Raw genomic sequence first — 15,628 nt, 5'->3', positions numbered from 1 at the left:
CTCAACCACACTGGACCTGCTGACTCTATGCGAATGCGCCTTATGCTGTTGGGCGGTGGGAATGCCCTGGGGCAAGCGCTGATTCGCCTCGGAGCGGAAGAGGACATCGGCTTCCTCGCCCCGCGCCCCCCGCAGGACGGTTGGGATGTAGCGAGCCTGACTCAGCTGCTCGATGACACCCGCCCCGATGCGTTGATCAACCTGGCTTACTACTTCGATTGGTTCCAGGCCGAAAGCGTCAGCGAAGCGCGCCTGACTGCGCAGGAGCGCTCGGTCGAGCGTCTGGCCGAGCTGTGCCAGCACCACCAGATCGTGCTGGTGCAGCCGTCCAGCTACCGGGTGTTCGACGGCTCGCGGGCCACCGCCTATAGCGAAAAAGACGAACCGGTACCCTTGGGCCTGCGCGGCCAGGCGCTGTGGCGCATGGAACAAAGCGTGCGCGCGGCCTGCCCGCAGCACGTGTTGCTGCGTTTCGGCTGGCTGCTCGATGACAGCATCGACGGCGTGCTGGGGCGTTTCCTGAGCAGTGCCGAGCAACCACGCGAATTGATGCTGGCCGATGACCGTCGTGGCAATCCGACGCCAGTGGATGACGCCGCACGGGTGATCATTTCGGTGCTCAAGCAGCTCGACTGCGAGGCGCCGCTGTGGGGCACCTATCACTACGCCGGCAACGAGGCGACCACGCCGCTGGCGCTGGGGCAGGCGATTCTCACCGAAGCCGCCCATCTGCACCCGCTGGCGGTCGAGTCGCCGACCGCCCAGGCCCACGCTGCGCGGCCTGATGCCGCCGACGAGCCGCAGCACGCGGTGCTGACTTGCAAGAAAATTCTCCACACTTTCGGGATCAAGCCACGCGCCTGGCGGGCCGGGCTCCCGAGCCTACTGGATCGATATTATCGTCATGGCTGATGCTCCTGTCCTGATCACCGGCGGCGCCGGTTTCATTGGTTCCCATCTTGTGGACGCGCTGTTGGCCGAGGGCTACGCGGTGCGGATCCTCGATGACCTGTCGTTCGGCAAGCGCAGCAACTTGCCGCTGCACAACCCCAGGGTCGAGCTGTTGGTGGGCAGCGTTGCCGATGCCGCTCTGGTCTCCCGCGCGGTTGCCGGCTGTCAGGCGGTGGTGCATCTGGCCGCAGTCGCTTCGGTACAGGCCTCGGTCGATGATCCGGTGAGCACGCACCAGAGCAATTTCATCGGCAGCCTGAATGTCTGCGAAGCCATGCGCGAGCACGCGGTGCGCCGCGTGGTGTTTGCCTCCAGTGCCGCGGTGTATGGCAACAACGGCGAAGGCCAGGCGATCGACGAAGACACGCCCAAGGCGCCCTTGACCCCGTACGCGTCGGACAAACTGGCCAGCGAGTACTACTTCGATTTTTACCGCCGTCAGCACGCGCTGGAGCCGGTGATCTTTCGCTTCTTCAACATCTACGGCCCGCGCCAGGATCCCTCCTCGCCGTATTCCGGGGTGATCAGCATCTTCACCGAACGTGCGCAGCAAGGCGTGCCGATCAGTCTGTTCGGCGATGGCGAGCAGACCCGGGATTTCTTCTACGTGGAAGACCTGGTAGCGCTGCTGGTGCAGGCGCTGGAAAAACCGCAGGTGGAGGTGGGTGCGATCAATGTCGGCCTTAATGGCGTGACCAGCCTCAATCAGTTGCTCGAAGCGCTGGGCACGGTGGTGGGCAATCTGCCTGCCGTGACCTACGGCCCGGCGCGCGCGGGCGATATCAAACACTCACGCGCCAACAATGCCCGTTTGCTGCAACACTTCGAACTCCCCGCTATCACCCCGTTGACCGAAGGCCTGCGGCGCTTGATTGCCGGTTAACGGCGCTGTCTGGGCGGACGTCTTCGCGGGCAAGCCCTGCTCCCACAGGTGTACGACATACCACTGTGGGAGTTGGGCGTGCCCGCGAAGAGGCCGGCAGGATCAGCGAAAATTCCGCATCAGAACCTATACCCAACCCCCACCATATACACCCACGGATCGACATCCACCTTGACCTTGGTTTCCTGCGCGCCCAGTGCTGTGGGGCCATCCACGGTGGCCTTGGTGTTGATGTCCACGTACCACACCGCGGCGTTGAGCATGATGTTGTCGGTGAGCATGTAGTCGGCGCCGATCTGCCCGGCGAAACCCACCGAATCCTGCATGCGCAGGTTGCTGAAGCCCTGGGCCTTGCGTTCGCTGGTGAGGTCTTCGTCGTAGAACTTGGTGTAGTTGATCCCCACCCCGGCGTAGGGCTGGAAGCGTGAATCCTTGTCCAGTGGGTAGTACTGCAGCGACAGGGTCGGCGGTAATTGCTTGATGTCCGCCAGCTTGCCGCCCAGTCCGGCACCTTTGACCCCGACGCTATGTTGGAACGGGGTCGCCAGCAGCAACTCGACGCCCCAGTGATCATCGAGCATGTAGGCGAAGGCCAGGCCCAGTTGCGTGTCGCTGTCCAGGGTCGCCTTGGTGCCGGAAACGCGCGCGCCGTCGACCTTGAGGTTGCCGCTGTCCTCATTGGGTGCCGTGGTGGCGGCGCCAGCACGAACGATGATGTCCCCGGCCTGGTGAGCCTGGGCGAGGGGTGTGGCAAGCGCTAGCGCGAGGATCGAAGCGCTGAGCAGGGACTTGTTCATGGGGGCTCCATTGGCAGTTCATATAAGGATGGCGCCAATGGTAGGGAGTGCTAACCCATGATCTGTTGACCTGGCTCAATGCCAGGGCGATTAATCAGTTGGGCAGTTCATACACGTAGATTTTCTGCGCATCGAGCTGATAACCGGCCTCGGCCAGATCGCTGGTGGTGGCCTTGACCTGCATCGGACCCTCGATCCAATAGGGTTGATACAACTCCTCGACCTTGACCCCCAGTTCGCTGGTCACGTGCACGATCTGGTTGGAGGGTGGCGGTGGCACGTGGATGCAGGCGCCGTAGTAGGGCACCAGCAAAAAGTCGGTGGTGCGGCCTTCCTCGTTGACCTCCAGCGGCACGATATAGCCCGGGATCTTCACCTGCTGCCCATCCAGCGCCTGCACCACCGGCGCATGGGGCGCCTGCTGCTGGGCTGCGGGTGCCGACTCGATGGCGCTGCCCAGCTTGGCCAGGTCATGCAGCGGTGTCATCTGCGGCTTGAGGTGCGGCGCGTCGGGCGGGATCAGCGCGTCCCAGGTCAACTCGTGGATCGGCGCCGCCCAGGCGGGCCCTGCGCAAGCCAGCAGCCAGCACAACAACAGGCGTTCAACACGCATCGATCAGACTCATAAATGGATGGACAGGCCGTCGGCCAACGACTGACGGTACGCCCGCCAGGCTGGCACGGTGCCCATCAACAGGGCCGCACCGAGGATGATTGCGAGCAGGCTCCATTCATACTCGCTGGGCAGCGACAATGGCAAGTACAGCCCGTAATTGGCTTGCACATAACCTTGCGCCCCGGCGATACAGGCATACAGCAGCGCCACCCCGGTGACGATGCCGGCGAGCGCCAGGCCCAGCGCTTCGAGAATCAATAGCCCGGCGATGTGCAGCGGCCTGGCGCCCACCGAACGCAGGATAGCCATCTCCCGGCGGCGCTCGTTGAGGCTGGTGAGGATCGCGGTGAGCATGCCGATCAAGCCGGTCAGCACCACGAACAGCGAGACCACGAACAGGGCTTTTTCGGCCGTGCCCATCAGGCTCCAGAGCTCCTGCAAGGCCACGCCCGGCAAGATCGCCATCAGCGGTTCGCCACGGAAATCATTGATGTCGCGCTGCAGGGCGAAGGTCTGCACCTTGCTGTTGAGCCCCAGCAACACGGCGGTGATGGCGGTGGGCGTGAGGTCCATGTTGCGCGCCTGATCGGCGCTGATGCGCTCGGCGCCGCGAGCCGGCACGCCGTTGTGCCAGTCGATGTGGATGGCTTCCATGCCGCCCAGGCTGATATGCAGCGTGCGGTCCACCGGGGTGCCGGTACGTTCGAGGATGCCCACCACGGTGAAGGGTTTGTCGTCGTGCTTGACCAGGCTGATGGCGGCCACGCCGTGGACCAGCACCAGCTTGTCGCCGAGCTGATAGTGCAGCGCCTCGGCCACTTCGGCGCCGAGCACGACCTCGAACGGGTCGACCTTGAACGCTCGCCCTTGGGCCAGCTCGAGGTTCTGCCGGTGACCGTACTGGTAATGCTCGAAATAGCTGGCGTCGGTGCCCATCACCCGGTAACCGCGGTGCGAGTCGCCGAGGGAGATGGGGATGGCCCACTTGACCTTGGGGTCGCTGGCGTAACGCTGGAAGCTGTCCCAGCGGATGTTGTTGGTGGCGTTGCCGATGCGAAATACCGAATACAGCAGCAGGTTGACCGACCCCGAGCGGGCGCCGACGATCAAGTCGGTACCGCTGATGGTGGCGGCAAAGCTGGCGCGGGCTTCGGTACGCACGCGCTCCACGGCCAGCAGCAGACACACCGACAGGGCGATGGCGAAGGCCGTCAGGAAAGCGGTAAAGCGACGATTGGCCAGGCTGGCCAGGGCGAGACGCAGTAGATACATCACACGCCTCCGGTGCGCGCGGCGCGGTTGAGATCGGCCAGCGACAGGCTGCGATCGAACAGCGGCGCCAGGCTCTGATCGTGGCTGACGAACAGCAAGCTGGCGCCGGCGGCGCGGCATTCGGCGAACAGCAATTGGATGAAGGCCTGGCGGGCATCGGTGTCGAGCGCCGAGGTCGGCTCGTCGGCGATCACCAGCGCCGGTTGGCCGATCAGGGCACGGGCAGCGGCGACCCGTTGCTGCTGGCCGATCGACAGCGTATCCGCACGGCGGGCGATCAGGGCGCGGTCCGTGAGGCCAAGCTGGGCCAACAGGGCCATTGCCGCCTGTTCGACGCTGCCATGCCGCTCGCTGGCGCGTTGGGCGCGGGCCGTGGAAAAGCGGCAGGGCAGTTCGACGTTCTCGCGCACCGAGAGGAACGGCAGCAGATTGAACTGCTGGAAGATGTAGCCGGTGTGATCGACTCGGAAGCGATCGCGCTGGCCCTGCTTGAGGGTGGAGATCTCTTGGCCCAGCAGGCGGATGCTGCCGCGGTCGGGCGTCTGCACGCCGCCGAGCAGGCCCAGCAGGGTGGTCTTGCCACTGCCGCTGGGGCCTTTGAGAAACAGGCTTTGCCCTTTGTGCAGGGTGAATTCCGGGATGTCCAGCAACGGCGGTTGGCCGGGCCAGGCGAAACGTACATCGGCCAGTTCGATCAGGGCTTCGGGCATGGTCAGTAGGTCAGCACGCTGTTGTCCGGGGTGGCGTCCACGCCTTCCTGGCCATTGGGTGCTATCAGCTGGACCTGCACCTTGTGAGTGGCCGGGAAGGTCTTGAACAAGCGGGTCAGATCGAGGGTCTTGAGGACGGCGGCGTTGTCGCACTGGAGTTGATAGTGGGCGTGGATTTCGCTGTGATCGTGGTGGTGTTCGGCGCCGTCGGCGTCATGCTCGTCAGCATCTTCATCGTGGTCATGCTCGTCGGCAGCGGGCTTGTCGCCGAACAGCGGGCTGTTGAGGGTTTGCTTGGCGACGATGCACTTGGCAGCGGCGGGCACGGCGAACAGGGTCAGCGGTTGCGCCAGCAGTTGGCGGACGTTGTTCACGGCAGCCTTGTCAGCATCGCTGGTGGCGGGGTGTTCAAAGCCGACCAGGTTCATGGCCGGGCTGTCGAGCTCCAGCTCCAGGGTTTCGTCGTCCAGTGCCGCATTCAGCCGCGCGGTGCCGTGTTCATGGGCGCCGAGGCTGGCGTGCTCGACCTCGTGGGCGGCGTCGGCAGCGTGGGCGATGGCGAGTGGCAGCAGGGCGAAGGGCAAAGCGAGCAGCAGACGGCGCATGGGATCTCCGGCAGGGGTGGAAATGTGTGATGTTATAACGATATGGGTTGCGCCCGCAATCTCGATCCCAGCTTGTAGCGAGGAGGCTTGCCCCCGAAAAGGGTCGAATAATCGAGATGGCGCGGGCACGACTCATCGCGGGCGAGCCCCCTTCCTGCAGTGTCGGTGTGAAGTTCGGGTTGATGCGCCCTCTTTCAGCTGTTACAAAACCGGCCTATCGAAGGAGCACAGCATGTTGAGAATTCGCGGCACCGTGGGCGATCTGCCGGTTGACCTGACCATCGAGATGGACCCAGCAGACTGGGCGTTGCTGGGCAACCAGTTGAACATCTCGGCGCCCAGCGACGCGCCAACCCCGACCCCGACCAGCAAGCCAAAGAACCAGGACGATGCCTTGTGGCGCAATGCCTTGGCGTTGGTGGAATCGAGTGGGCAGATCAGCGGCCCGTCCCTGCTGGAACAGCTCGAGGGCCTGGCGGGCAGCACGGCGGGAGCCAAGCGCCTGCTGGTGCGGCTGCGCCATAGCGCGTTGATTCAGGTGCAGAGCGGCGCGGATGCGCCGTTGTATTGCTGGGCGGGCTGATATTCGGGTTATGCGGTGTCAGTGCCGGCCTCTTCGCAGGCGGGCCTTGCTGCCACAGTCATACACCGGTGGGAGCAAGGTTGCGCGTTCGGCGGCAAAGGGGCCTGTACAGCCCGCCCACAATCAACCCCTAGTACAACGCCGCAAACAACTTGCGCCGGTACGCGGTCACCAAGGGGTGCTCATTGCCCAGCAGCTCGAACACCTGCAGCAGCGTCTTGTGCGGCAGGCCCTCGCTGTAGCTGCGGTTGCGCACGAACAGTTTCAGCAGGGCTTCGAGTGCCGCTTCGTATTGCTGGCGTGCCAGTTGCTGGATCGCCAGCTGATACACCGCCTCGTCATCGCCAGGGTCCTTGGCCAGGCGTGCTTTCAAATCCGCGGCATCGGGCAGGTCGGCGACTTGGCTGAGGAAGGTCAGCTGCGCCTTGGCACCGGCCAGCGCGGCCTTGTGCTCATCGGTCTTGACCGCGTCCAGCACCGTGCGAGCCTCACTCAGCTCGCCACGCTCGGCCAGGCATCGGGCGTAAAGAATCAGCGCCTTGGCGTTGCTGTTGTCCTCGGCCAAAATGCTTTGCAGGATGGCCTCGGCCTCGGCGAAATGGCTTTCAGCGAAGGCCGCTTCGGCCTGTTCCAGCGGGTCGGCAGCGGCGGGCGGCGGCATCTGCACATGGGGTTCGAGCAGGGCGCGCACAGCGGACTCGGGTTGGGCGCCGGCAAAGCCATCCACCGGCTGGCCGTCCTTGAACAGCACCACGGTGGGCAGGCTGCGAATGCCGAAGCGGGCGACGATGTCCTGTTCGGCATCGCAATCGACCTTGGCCAGCAGCAGCTCACCCTGATAACTCTCGGTGATCTGCTGCAGCATCGGCATCAGCACCTTGCACGGCGCGCACCATTCAGCCCAGAAATCCACCAGCACCGGCTTGTGAAAAGAGTTCTCGATTACCAGCTGGTCGAAGTTGGCCGTGGTGGCGTCGAAGATGTACGGAGTAGCCTGGCTCATCGCGAATCTCGAAAAAATCGGTAATGACGGCCACTATAAAGCCTGCGTCGACCGGCTGAAAGTCATGGCCGCCTTGGTGAAACCCCAGGGGCAATCAAGGCGCGGGAACGAACTGCAACTGGCCGAGGGACTGCGTGGTCGGCTGTTCGATGCGTACCGGCGACAGATGCAGCAACAATTGCCCGGACTGGCTTACCCGACCGCGCAACTCGACCCGAGCACCCTGCGGGAAGGCATCCGGATTGAAGCGCAGTTGCAGGGGCAGATTCTTGCCATCACCCGTGATCTTGGCGCTGGTCAACAGTTTTTGCGGGCGATCCTGAGCATCGATCACCAGCACGGCCAGCTCGACCTCAGCGCCGTTCGGCACGCCCAGCAACAGGCCGGTCAGCTCACGCTGATACACCGGCAGCGGGCCAAGCGGCACTGGCGGCGCGGTGATGGTCTTGCTGCTGACCGCCGTGGTAGCCGGGGCAACAGGGCTGGCCGGTTTGGGGGCCTCACTGCTGCAAGCGGCAAGCAGGGCGGCCAGGACGACAAAAAACAAAGGACGAGACGACATGGGCAGATCCAGAAAAACCGAGATCGTCTGTATACCGCAAAGCCTTTGACTTGTCTTGCCGCAGGGATGCGCTACCATGGCCCTCCCCATTTTTTGTTGCCTGCCACCATGCACTGTCCCTTCTGCGGTGCCAACGACACCAAGGTCATCGACTCTCGACTGGTCGCCGAGGGCGAGCAAGTGCGTCGTCGACGCGAATGCCTGGCCTGTGGTGAGCGTTTCACCACCTTTGAAACCGCCGAACTGGTACTGCCCCGGCTGATCAAGCAAGACGGCAGCCGCCAGCCTTTCGACGAAGAAAAACTCCGTGCCGGCATGCTGCGCGCGTTGGAAAAGCGCCCGGTCAGCGTCGAGCGCGTTGAGGCTGCGCTGGTGCACATCAAGCACCGGCTGCGGGCCACCGGCGAGCGAGAAGTCAAATCGCTGATCGTCGGCGAACTGGTGATGAAAGAGCTGCAAAAGCTCGATGAAGTCGCCTATATCCGTTTTGCCTCGGTGTATCGCCGCTTCCAGGATCTCGACGAGTTCCGCGAAGAGATCGATCGCCTGGCCCGCGAGCCGTCGGAAAAATGAACGAACAGGCCATTCTCGACCGCCACTACATGGCTCGCGCGCTGCAACTGGCGCGTAACGGGCTGTACACCACCCATCCCAATCCCCGGGTCGGCTGCGTCATCGTCCGCGAGGGCGAGGTAGTCGGCGAGGGCTGGCATGTGCGTGCCGGCGAACCCCATGCCGAGGTGCACGCGTTGCGCCACGCCGGTGAGCTGGCCCGCGGCGCGACGGCCTATGTGACCCTCGAGCCCTGCAGCCACCATGGCCGAACGCCGCCCTGTGCCGACGCGCTGGTCAAGGCCGGCGTCGCCCGGGTGGTCGCGGCCATGCAGGACCCTAATCCCCAGGTAGCAGGCAACGGCCTGCTCCGGTTGCAGCAGGCCGGCATCGTGGTGGTCTCGGGTGTGCTGGAGGCCGAAGCGCGGGCGATCAACCCCGGCTTCATCAAGCGCATGGAGCACGGCTTGCCGTTTGTACGGGTCAAGCTGGCGATGAGCCTGGACGGGCGCACCGCCATGGCCAGCGGCGAAAGCCAATGGATCACCGGCGCACCGGCTCGCAGTGCCGTGCAGCGCTTGCGGGCGCGCTCCAGCGTGGTGCTGACCGGCGCCGACAGCGTGCTGATGGACGGCGCGCGGATGACCGTGCGTGCCGCCGAGCTTGGCCTGGATGCCGCGACCACCGAACTGATCGAAGCCCGCTCGATGCTGCGCCTGTTGATCGACGGCAGCCTGCGGGTGCCCCTCGACGCTCCGTTCTTCACCGTCGGCCCCGCGTTGGTGGTGACTTGCGACGCCGCCCAGCAGGCGAGTTACGCCGCAGCTGGCCATGAACTGCTGGCACTGCCGGGCGCCGATGGCCATGTCGACCTGCCCGCCCTCTTGAGGGAACTCGCCAGTCGGGGCGTCAATGAGGTGCTGGTCGAAGCCGGCGCCCGACTGGCCGGGGCCTTTGCCCGCCAGGGCCTGGTGGACGAATACCAGATTTTCATCGCCGCCAGGTTCCTCGGTTCCCAGGCGCGGCCCTTGCTTGAATGGCCGCTGACCCTCATGAGTGAGGCGCCAGCGCTTAAAATCACCGAAATGCGCGCTGTGGGCGATGACTGGCGGGTCACTGCCATTCCTGCGCCTGCAGCAGGCGTATAATTCGCCGCCTGCGCCTTGCGCTGACCCGGCTCTGAGGAGATCCCATGTTCACCGGCATTATCGAATCGATTGGCAGCATCCGCGCGCTCACCCCTAAAGGCGGCGATGTCCGGGTTTACGTAGCGACCGGTAAACTCGACCTGAGCGACGTCAAGCTCGGCGACAGCATCGCCGTCAGTGGTGTTTGCCTGACTGCAGTAGAGCTGCCAGGCGATGGTTTCTGGGCCGACGTCAGCCGCGAGACCCTGGACGTCACCGCGTTCAATCAGCTCAAGGTCGGCAGCCCGGTCAACCTCGAAAAGGCCCTGACGCCGACCACCCGCCTGGGTGGTCATCTGGTCAGCGGCCATGTCGATGGCGTCGGCGAAGTGGTCGCCCGCGAAGAAAACGCCCGCGCGATCCAGTTCCGCATCCGCGCCCCCAAAGAGCTGGCCAAGTACATCGCTCACAAGGGCTCGATCACCGTCGACGGCACCAGCCTGACCGTCAATGCGGTCAACGGCGCCGAATTCGAGCTGACCATCGTCCCGCACACGCTGGCCGAAACCATCATGGACAGCTACCACCCTGGGCGTCGGGTCAATCTTGAGGTCGACCTGCTGGCGCGTTATCTCGAGCGCCTGCTGCTCGGTGACAAGGCCGCCGAGGCTGTGGGTCAGGGCGGCATCACCGAAAGCTTTCTTGCCAGCAATGGCTACCTCAAATCCTGATTGAAAGGGGGTGCCGCGTGGCGCTCAACAGTATCGAAGAGCTGGTCGAAGACATTCGCCAGGGCAAGATGGTCATCCTGATGGATGACGAAGACCGCGAGAACGAAGGCGATCTGATCATGGCTGCCGAGTGCTGCCAGGCCGAGCACATCAACTTCATGGCGCGTTTCGCCCGCGGCCTGATCTGCATGCCCATGACCCGCGAGCACTGCGAGACCCTCAAGCTGCCACTGATGGCGCCGCGTAACGGCTCCGGCTTTGGCACCAAGTTCACCGTATCCATCGAGGCCGCTACGGGTGTCACCACCGGCATCTCGGCTGCGGACCGCGCGCGTACCGTGCAGGCCGCCGCCGCTCGTGATGCCAGGGCTGAGGACATCGTCAGCCCCGGCCATATCTTCCCGCTGATGGCCCAGGCCGGCGGTACCCTGGCTCGCGCTGGCCATACCGAAGCGGCCTGCGACCTGGCGCGCATGGCCGGGTTCGAGCCCAGCGGCGTGATCTGCGAAGTGATGAACGACGATGGCACCATGTCCCGTCGCGCCGAACTCGAAGCCTTCGCGGCGGAGCACGACATCAAGATCGGCACCATCGCCGATCTGATTCATTACCGCATGATTCACGAGCGCACCGTTCAACGGATCGCCGAGCAGCCGCTGGACAGCGAACTGGGCCAGTTCAATCTGGTGACCTACCGCGACTCGGTAGAAGGCGACGTGCACATGGCCCTGACGATGGGCACCGTGCACGGCGACGAACCGATCCTGGTGCGCGTGCACAACATGGATCCGCTACGCGACCTGCTGATGGTCAAGCAACCTGGGCGCTGGAGCCTGCGCGCGGCCATGAGCGCGGTGGCCGAGGCTGGCTGCGGCGTTGTATTGCTGCTGGGTCACCCGGTGGATGGCGACGTACTGCTGGCGCATATCCGCGATTGCGCCGAGCATACCGAGCCGAAAAAACCGACCACCTACAGCATCGTCGGGGCCGGTTCGCAGATTCTGCGTGACCTTGGCGTGCGCAAGATGCGTCTGCTCAGCGCGCCAATGAAATTCAACGCGATATCCGGATTCGATCTGGAAGTAGTAGAATACGTGCCCTCCGAATAATCAGCGGCCGCAAAGTCGCAGGAAGGCCAGCCTCGGGCTATGGTTTCCTGCGCCTGCGTCCGTTTTGCTTCGTGACACAACCCATTTCCACAGGTCGCCGTACCTCGGCAGCCTGGCTCTTTAAAATGAGAACGCTCGAATGACCCTGAAGACCATCGAAGGTACCTTCATTGCCCCCAAAGGTCGCTACGCCCTGGTGGTCGGCCGCTTTAACAGCTTCGTTGTGGAAAGCCTGGTAAGCGGCGCGATCGACGCCCTGGTTCGCCACGGTGTCAGCGAAAGCGACATCACCATCATCCGTGCCCCGGGCGCGTTTGAAATCCCGCTGGTGGCACAGAAAGTCGCCCAGCAAAGCGAATACGCCGCCATCATCGCGCTGGGCGCCGTCATTCGTGGCGGTACGCCGCACTTCGAATACGTCGCTGGCGAGTGCGTCAAGGGCCTGTCCCAGGTCTCCATGGAGTTCGGCGTACCGGTGGCCTTCGGTGTATTGACCGTCGATTCCATCGAACAGGCCATCGAGCGTTCCGGCACCAAGGCCGGCAACAAGGGCGCTGAAGCTGCCCTGTCGGCCCTGGAAATGGTCAGCCTGCTGTCGCAGTTGGAGGCCAAGTGATCAACGACGACAGCGATCAGTTCAATCCGCGCGAGCCGAAAGCGGCCGATGCTGGCAAACCGTCCAAGAGTGCCAAGCGCCGCGAAGCGCGTCAGCTGGCGACTCAGGCCCTGTACCAATGGCACATGGCCAAGCAATCGCTGAACGAAATCGAAGCGCAGTTTCGCGTCGATAATGACTTCACCGACGTCGACAGCGCCTACTTCCGCGAGATTCTCCACGGTGTGCCGGCCAGCAAGACCGAGATCGACACCGCCCTGGCGCCTTGCCTGGACATCACCATCGACGAGCTCGATCCGGTTGAACTGGCCGTGCTGCGCCTGTCCACCTGGGAATTGCTCAAACGCGTCGACGTGCCGTATCGCGTCGTGATCAACGAAGGTATCGAGCTGGCCAAAGTGTTTGGTTCGACCGACGGTCACAAGTTTGTCAACGGCGTGCTCGACAAGCTGGCACCGCGCCTGCGCGAAGCCGAAGTGAAGGCATTCAAGCGCTGATTGGCGAGCGAGCCGTTCATGGGCGAATTTGAGCTGATCCGCCAATTCTTCGCGGCCGCGCAGTGTGCGCGTGCCGGGGAGGGAGTGGCGCTGGGCATCGGCGACGACTGCGCTTTGCTGCAGGTGACTGCGGGCGAGCAGTTGGCGGTGTCCACCGATACGCTGGTTGAAGGCGTGCATTTTCCGTTCGCGGCTGATCCGTTATTGCTCGGCCAGCGCGCTTTGGCGGTAGCAGTCAGCGACCTGGCGGCCATGGGCGCCGCGCCGTTGGCATTCACCCTTGCATTGACCCTGCCGAGCGTTTCCGCGCCGTGGCTGCGGGCCTTCGCCCAAGGCCTGGACAGCATGGCCGAGGCCTGTTCGGTGCGCCTGGTGGGCGGCGATACCACCTGCGGGCCCTTGAGCCTGACGGTGACGGTGTTCGGCAGCGTGCCTGCCGGCCTGGCGCTGACCCGTGCTGGCGCGCGAGTCGGGGACCTGCTGTGTGTCGGCGGGCCGTTGGGCGATGCCGCGGGGGCCTTGCCGCTGGTGCTCGGCGAGCGCGCTGCGGCCGAGTCGATTGGCCAGCCACTGCTAGACCGCTACTGGTCGCCGCAGCCGCAACTGGCGCTCGGCCGGGCGTTGCGCGGGCGAGCGACGGCGGCACTGGATATCTCCGACGGCCTGCTTGCCGACTGCGGACACATCGCCCTGGCGAGCGGGGTGGCATTGCAAATCGAACAATCACGCCTGCCGTTGTCAGATGCCTTGCAGCAGTGGCTAGGCGAAGCCGATGCTCGCCATGCCGCACTGACTGGCGGTGACGATTACATCCTGGCCTTCACCCTGCCACCCTTTCACCTGGCGCCGCTGCTTGGCGCAGGCTGGCCGGTTCACGTCATTGGCAGCGTTCACGCCGGTAGCGGCGTGAGCCTGGTGGACGCGCAGGGCCAGGACATCACCCCCTTGATCCGGGGCTATCAACATTTTCGGGAGACACCGTGACAGACCATCCCAAGCAGGTGCCGGTGGAGTTCGTACCACCGTCGGTCTGGAAAAATCCTTGGCACTTTCTCGCGTTCGGCTTCGGCTCCGGCACTTTGCCCAAGGCGCCCGGCACCTGGGGCTCGATGGTCGCCATCCCGTTCATCCCTTTGTGGCAGATGCTGCCGGACTGGGGCTATTGGTTGATGCTGGGCATCACCATGCTGTTCGGCTTCTGGCTGTGCGGCAAGGTGGCTGATGATCTGCGCGTGCACGACCACGAAGGTATCGTCTGGGACGAAATGGTCGGCATGTGGATTACCCTCTGGCTGGTGCCGGATGGCTGGTACTGGATTCTGGCGGGTTTCTTGATGTTTCGCTTCTTCGACATTCTCAAGCCCTGGCCGATTCGCTGGATCGATCGCCACGTCCATGGCGGCGTAGGGATCATGCTCGACGATGTACTGGCCGGGGTGTTTGCGTGGTTGGCGATGCAGGGGTTGGTGTGGTGCGTGACCTGAAACGCAGGATCTCAAGGATGAGTATGGGCGGCTTGAATCGCCTCTGGCCGGTGGTGCTGGCGGTGCTGCTGTTCGGCTCGAGCGCGCAGGCGGCTCCCGTGTTGCATCCTCTGCTGATCGTCAGCGAGGAATGGGTCGACTACACCAACGCCGACGGCACAGGCCTGGCCTGGGACCTGATGCGCAAGGTCTTCGAGCCGGCGGGCTACAAGGTCAGCACACGCCAGGAGCCTTACACTCGCGCGGTTGGCCTGGTACAGCGGGGCGAAGCGGACATATGGGTGGGCTCCTACAAGGACGAAGCCGATTCGCTGTACCCCCGCTGGAATTTCGACGTCGATCACGTCTATGCCCTGGGTTTGTCGTCCCGCGCATCGCCCGACGTCAATCTGCTGGGTCAGTACTCGCTGGCTTGGGTGCGGGGCTATGAATACCAGCGCTATCTGCCCAATATCAAGCATTACACCGAGGTGCAGCGGCGCAGCAGCATTCTGTCGATGCTCGATGCCGGGCGCGCGGATTACTACATCGATGCGCTGAATGAAATCCAGGCGCTGTTGCGCCGTTCTCCTCGGCAGTCGAGCTACAAGGTGACTCATGTCGCTGAATTGCCGCTGTACATCGGCTTTACCGATAACCCCAAGGGGCGGCGTTTGCGCGAGCTGTTCGATCAACGGATGGACGAGCTGGTCCCCAGCGGCCAGTTGCGCGAAATTTTCGCTAAGTGGCATCAGCCCTATCCCTTCGATGCGCAGACGAGCGTGAAGGCCCGATAATCGAACTTTTCGATACTGACACTCGATAATTCGGCCTAAGCACACTCTGAAAGCTGCTGATACAATGCTGCACTTGCATATCGTCCAGACTGATCAGGAGCACACGGTGCCCGTCGTTTTCGTCGCTGCTTCCAAGCTGCCAACCCCATTCGCCCAATTCACCATGCATGGCTTCCTTGAGGAGGCCACCGGCCGCGAGCACGTTGTGCTGACGCTGGGAGCGGTCGGCGATGGAGCGCCGGTATTGGGTCGTGTTCATTCCGAGTGTCTGACGGGCGACGCGCTGTTCAGTCAGCGTTGCGACTGTGGCTCGCAACTGGAGGCGGCGCTGCAGGCCATCGCCCAGGAAGGCCGTGGCGTGCTGCTGTATCTGCGTCAGGAAGGCCGCGGGATCGGTTTGATGAACAAGATCCGCGCCTACGAACTGCAGGACGGTGGTGCCGATACGGTCGAGGCCAACGAGCGCCTGGGCTTCAAGGCCGACCAGCGCGATTACGCGATCTGCCTGCCAATGCTCGAGCATCTGGGCATCACGGCGCTGAAGTTGATGACCAACAACCCGCGCAAGGTCAAGGCCCTGACCGGCATGGGGATCAATATCGCCGAGCGCGTGCCGCTGCACACCGGCCATAACCCCCACAACAAGCACTACCTGGCCACCAAGGCCGGCAAGCTGGGGCATATGATGGGTAATGAGCATCAGGGCGAAGTGGATCGCGTGTGATCCGGATTCTTTAGACGTTTTGAAAATCAA

20 protein-coding genes are annotated in these 15,628 nt (G+C 63.7%); 13 read left to right on the top strand and 7 right to left on the bottom strand.

What is annotated here, in order from left to right; all coding sequences use genetic code 11:
• Positions 1–27 precede the first annotated feature (27 nt).
• Positions 28–912 carry a sugar nucleotide-binding protein gene (locus REH34_RS12650; RefSeq protein WP_311971818.1) on the top strand — a complete coding sequence of 295 codons (885 nt, stop codon included), beginning with the start codon at positions 28–30 and terminating at the stop codon, positions 910–912.
• A complete protein-coding gene (locus REH34_RS12645; protein ID WP_311971816.1) occupies positions 905–1,834 on the top strand; it encodes an NAD-dependent epimerase/dehydratase family protein in 930 nt (309 codons plus the stop codon). Before REH34_RS12650 ends, REH34_RS12645 begins: the two co-directional genes overlap by 8 nt.
• A gap of 119 nt (positions 1,835–1,953) precedes the next feature.
• Here REH34_RS12645 and REH34_RS12640 read toward each other — a convergent pair whose 3' ends face one another.
• From REH34_RS12640 to REH34_RS12620, 5 genes are all read right to left on the bottom strand, one after another.
• A complete protein-coding gene (locus REH34_RS12640; protein ID WP_311971815.1) occupies positions 1,954–2,631 on the bottom strand; it encodes an OmpW family outer membrane protein in 678 nt (225 codons plus the stop codon).
• Positions 2,632–2,725: 94 nt separating this feature from the next.
• The gene (locus REH34_RS12635; RefSeq protein WP_311971814.1) at positions 2,726–3,244 is read right to left on the bottom strand and encodes a DUF3299 domain-containing protein; all 519 of its coding nucleotides are present in this window, start codon (positions 3,242–3,244) and stop codon (positions 2,726–2,728) included.
• A 9-nt stretch (positions 3,245–3,253) separates the two neighbouring features.
• Positions 3,254–4,519 (bottom strand): ABC transporter permease, encoded by a 1,266-nt coding sequence (locus tag REH34_RS12630; RefSeq protein WP_311971813.1) that lies wholly within the window; start codon positions 4,517–4,519, stop codon positions 3,254–3,256.
• The gene (locus REH34_RS12625) at positions 4,519–5,229 is read right to left on the bottom strand and encodes an ABC transporter ATP-binding protein (RefSeq protein WP_311971812.1); all 711 of its coding nucleotides are present in this window, start codon (positions 5,227–5,229) and stop codon (positions 4,519–4,521) included. Before REH34_RS12625 ends, REH34_RS12630 begins: the two co-directional genes overlap by 1 nt.
• A gap of 2 nt (positions 5,230–5,231) precedes the next feature.
• Positions 5,232–5,834 (bottom strand): DUF2796 domain-containing protein, encoded by a 603-nt coding sequence (locus REH34_RS12620; protein WP_311971811.1) that lies wholly within the window; start codon positions 5,832–5,834, stop codon positions 5,232–5,234.
• A gap of 232 nt (positions 5,835–6,066) precedes the next feature.
• On the opposite strand from REH34_RS12620, the gene REH34_RS12615 reads away from it, so the two are divergent.
• On the top strand, positions 6,067–6,417 hold the full coding sequence (locus REH34_RS12615; RefSeq protein ID WP_311971810.1) for a hypothetical protein: 351 nt from the start codon (positions 6,067–6,069) through the stop codon (positions 6,415–6,417).
• Positions 6,418–6,547: 130 nt separating this feature from the next.
• Here the strand turns inward: REH34_RS12615 and trxA are convergent, their stop codons facing one another.
• Positions 6,548–7,420, bottom strand: coding sequence for a thioredoxin (trxA, locus tag REH34_RS12610; RefSeq protein ID WP_311971809.1), 873 nt, complete (start codon positions 7,418–7,420; stop codon positions 6,548–6,550).
• 94 nt (positions 7,421–7,514) lie between these two features.
• Positions 7,515–7,982, bottom strand: a complete 468-nt coding sequence (locus tag REH34_RS12605; RefSeq protein WP_226506262.1) for a YbaY family lipoprotein — start codon at positions 7,980–7,982, stop codon at positions 7,515–7,517.
• 108 nt (positions 7,983–8,090) lie between these two features.
• On the opposite strand from REH34_RS12605, the gene nrdR reads away from it, so the two are divergent.
• From nrdR to ribA, 10 genes are all read left to right on the top strand, one after another.
• Positions 8,091–8,555 carry a transcriptional regulator NrdR gene (nrdR, locus tag REH34_RS12600; RefSeq protein WP_226506263.1) on the top strand — a complete coding sequence of 155 codons (465 nt, stop codon included), beginning with the start codon at positions 8,091–8,093 and terminating at the stop codon, positions 8,553–8,555.
• Positions 8,552–9,682, top strand: coding sequence for a bifunctional diaminohydroxyphosphoribosylaminopyrimidine deaminase/5-amino-6-(5-phosphoribosylamino)uracil reductase RibD (ribD, locus tag REH34_RS12595; protein ID WP_311971807.1), 1,131 nt, complete (start codon positions 8,552–8,554; stop codon positions 9,680–9,682). Before nrdR ends, ribD begins: the two co-directional genes overlap by 4 nt.
• A gap of 44 nt (positions 9,683–9,726) precedes the next feature.
• Positions 9,727–10,392 carry a riboflavin synthase gene (locus REH34_RS12590; RefSeq protein ID WP_226506265.1) on the top strand — a complete coding sequence of 222 codons (666 nt, stop codon included), beginning with the start codon at positions 9,727–9,729 and terminating at the stop codon, positions 10,390–10,392.
• Between the two features lie 17 nt (positions 10,393–10,409).
• Entirely contained in the window at positions 10,410–11,501 is a 1,092-nt protein-coding gene (gene ribBA, locus REH34_RS12585; protein WP_311971806.1) for a bifunctional 3,4-dihydroxy-2-butanone-4-phosphate synthase/GTP cyclohydrolase II, read from the top strand.
• A gap of 139 nt (positions 11,502–11,640) precedes the next feature.
• Positions 11,641–12,117 carry a 6,7-dimethyl-8-ribityllumazine synthase gene (ribE, locus tag REH34_RS12580; protein WP_226506267.1) on the top strand — a complete coding sequence of 159 codons (477 nt, stop codon included), beginning with the start codon at positions 11,641–11,643 and terminating at the stop codon, positions 12,115–12,117.
• Positions 12,114–12,614 (top strand): transcription antitermination factor NusB, encoded by a 501-nt coding sequence (nusB, locus tag REH34_RS12575; RefSeq protein WP_226506268.1) that lies wholly within the window; start codon positions 12,114–12,116, stop codon positions 12,612–12,614. The genes ribE and nusB overlap by 4 nt, the downstream gene beginning before the upstream one ends.
• Before the next feature lie 18 nt (positions 12,615–12,632).
• Positions 12,633–13,598 (top strand): thiamine-phosphate kinase, encoded by a 966-nt coding sequence (gene thiL / locus REH34_RS12570; RefSeq protein WP_311971805.1) that lies wholly within the window; start codon positions 12,633–12,635, stop codon positions 13,596–13,598.
• The gene (locus REH34_RS12565; protein ID WP_226506270.1) at positions 13,595–14,098 is read left to right on the top strand and encodes a phosphatidylglycerophosphatase A; all 504 of its coding nucleotides are present in this window, start codon (positions 13,595–13,597) and stop codon (positions 14,096–14,098) included. The genes thiL and REH34_RS12565 overlap by 4 nt, the downstream gene beginning before the upstream one ends.
• Positions 14,099–14,121: 23 nt before the next feature.
• On the top strand, positions 14,122–14,874 hold the full coding sequence (locus REH34_RS12560; protein ID WP_311972086.1) for a transporter substrate-binding domain-containing protein: 753 nt from the start codon (positions 14,122–14,124) through the stop codon (positions 14,872–14,874).
• Between the two features lie 106 nt (positions 14,875–14,980).
• Positions 14,981–15,598 (top strand): GTP cyclohydrolase II, encoded by a 618-nt coding sequence (gene ribA / locus REH34_RS12555; RefSeq protein ID WP_226506272.1) that lies wholly within the window; start codon positions 14,981–14,983, stop codon positions 15,596–15,598.
• Positions 15,599–15,628: the final 30 nt, after the last annotated feature.

This window comes from Pseudomonas baltica, from assembly GCF_031880315.1.
In the GTDB taxonomy this organism is placed as follows: Bacteria; Pseudomonadota; Gammaproteobacteria; order Pseudomonadales; family Pseudomonadaceae; genus Aquipseudomonas.
The sequence above is the reverse complement of the archived record's forward strand: the minus strand, read 5'-3'. Positions and strand labels throughout refer to the sequence as shown.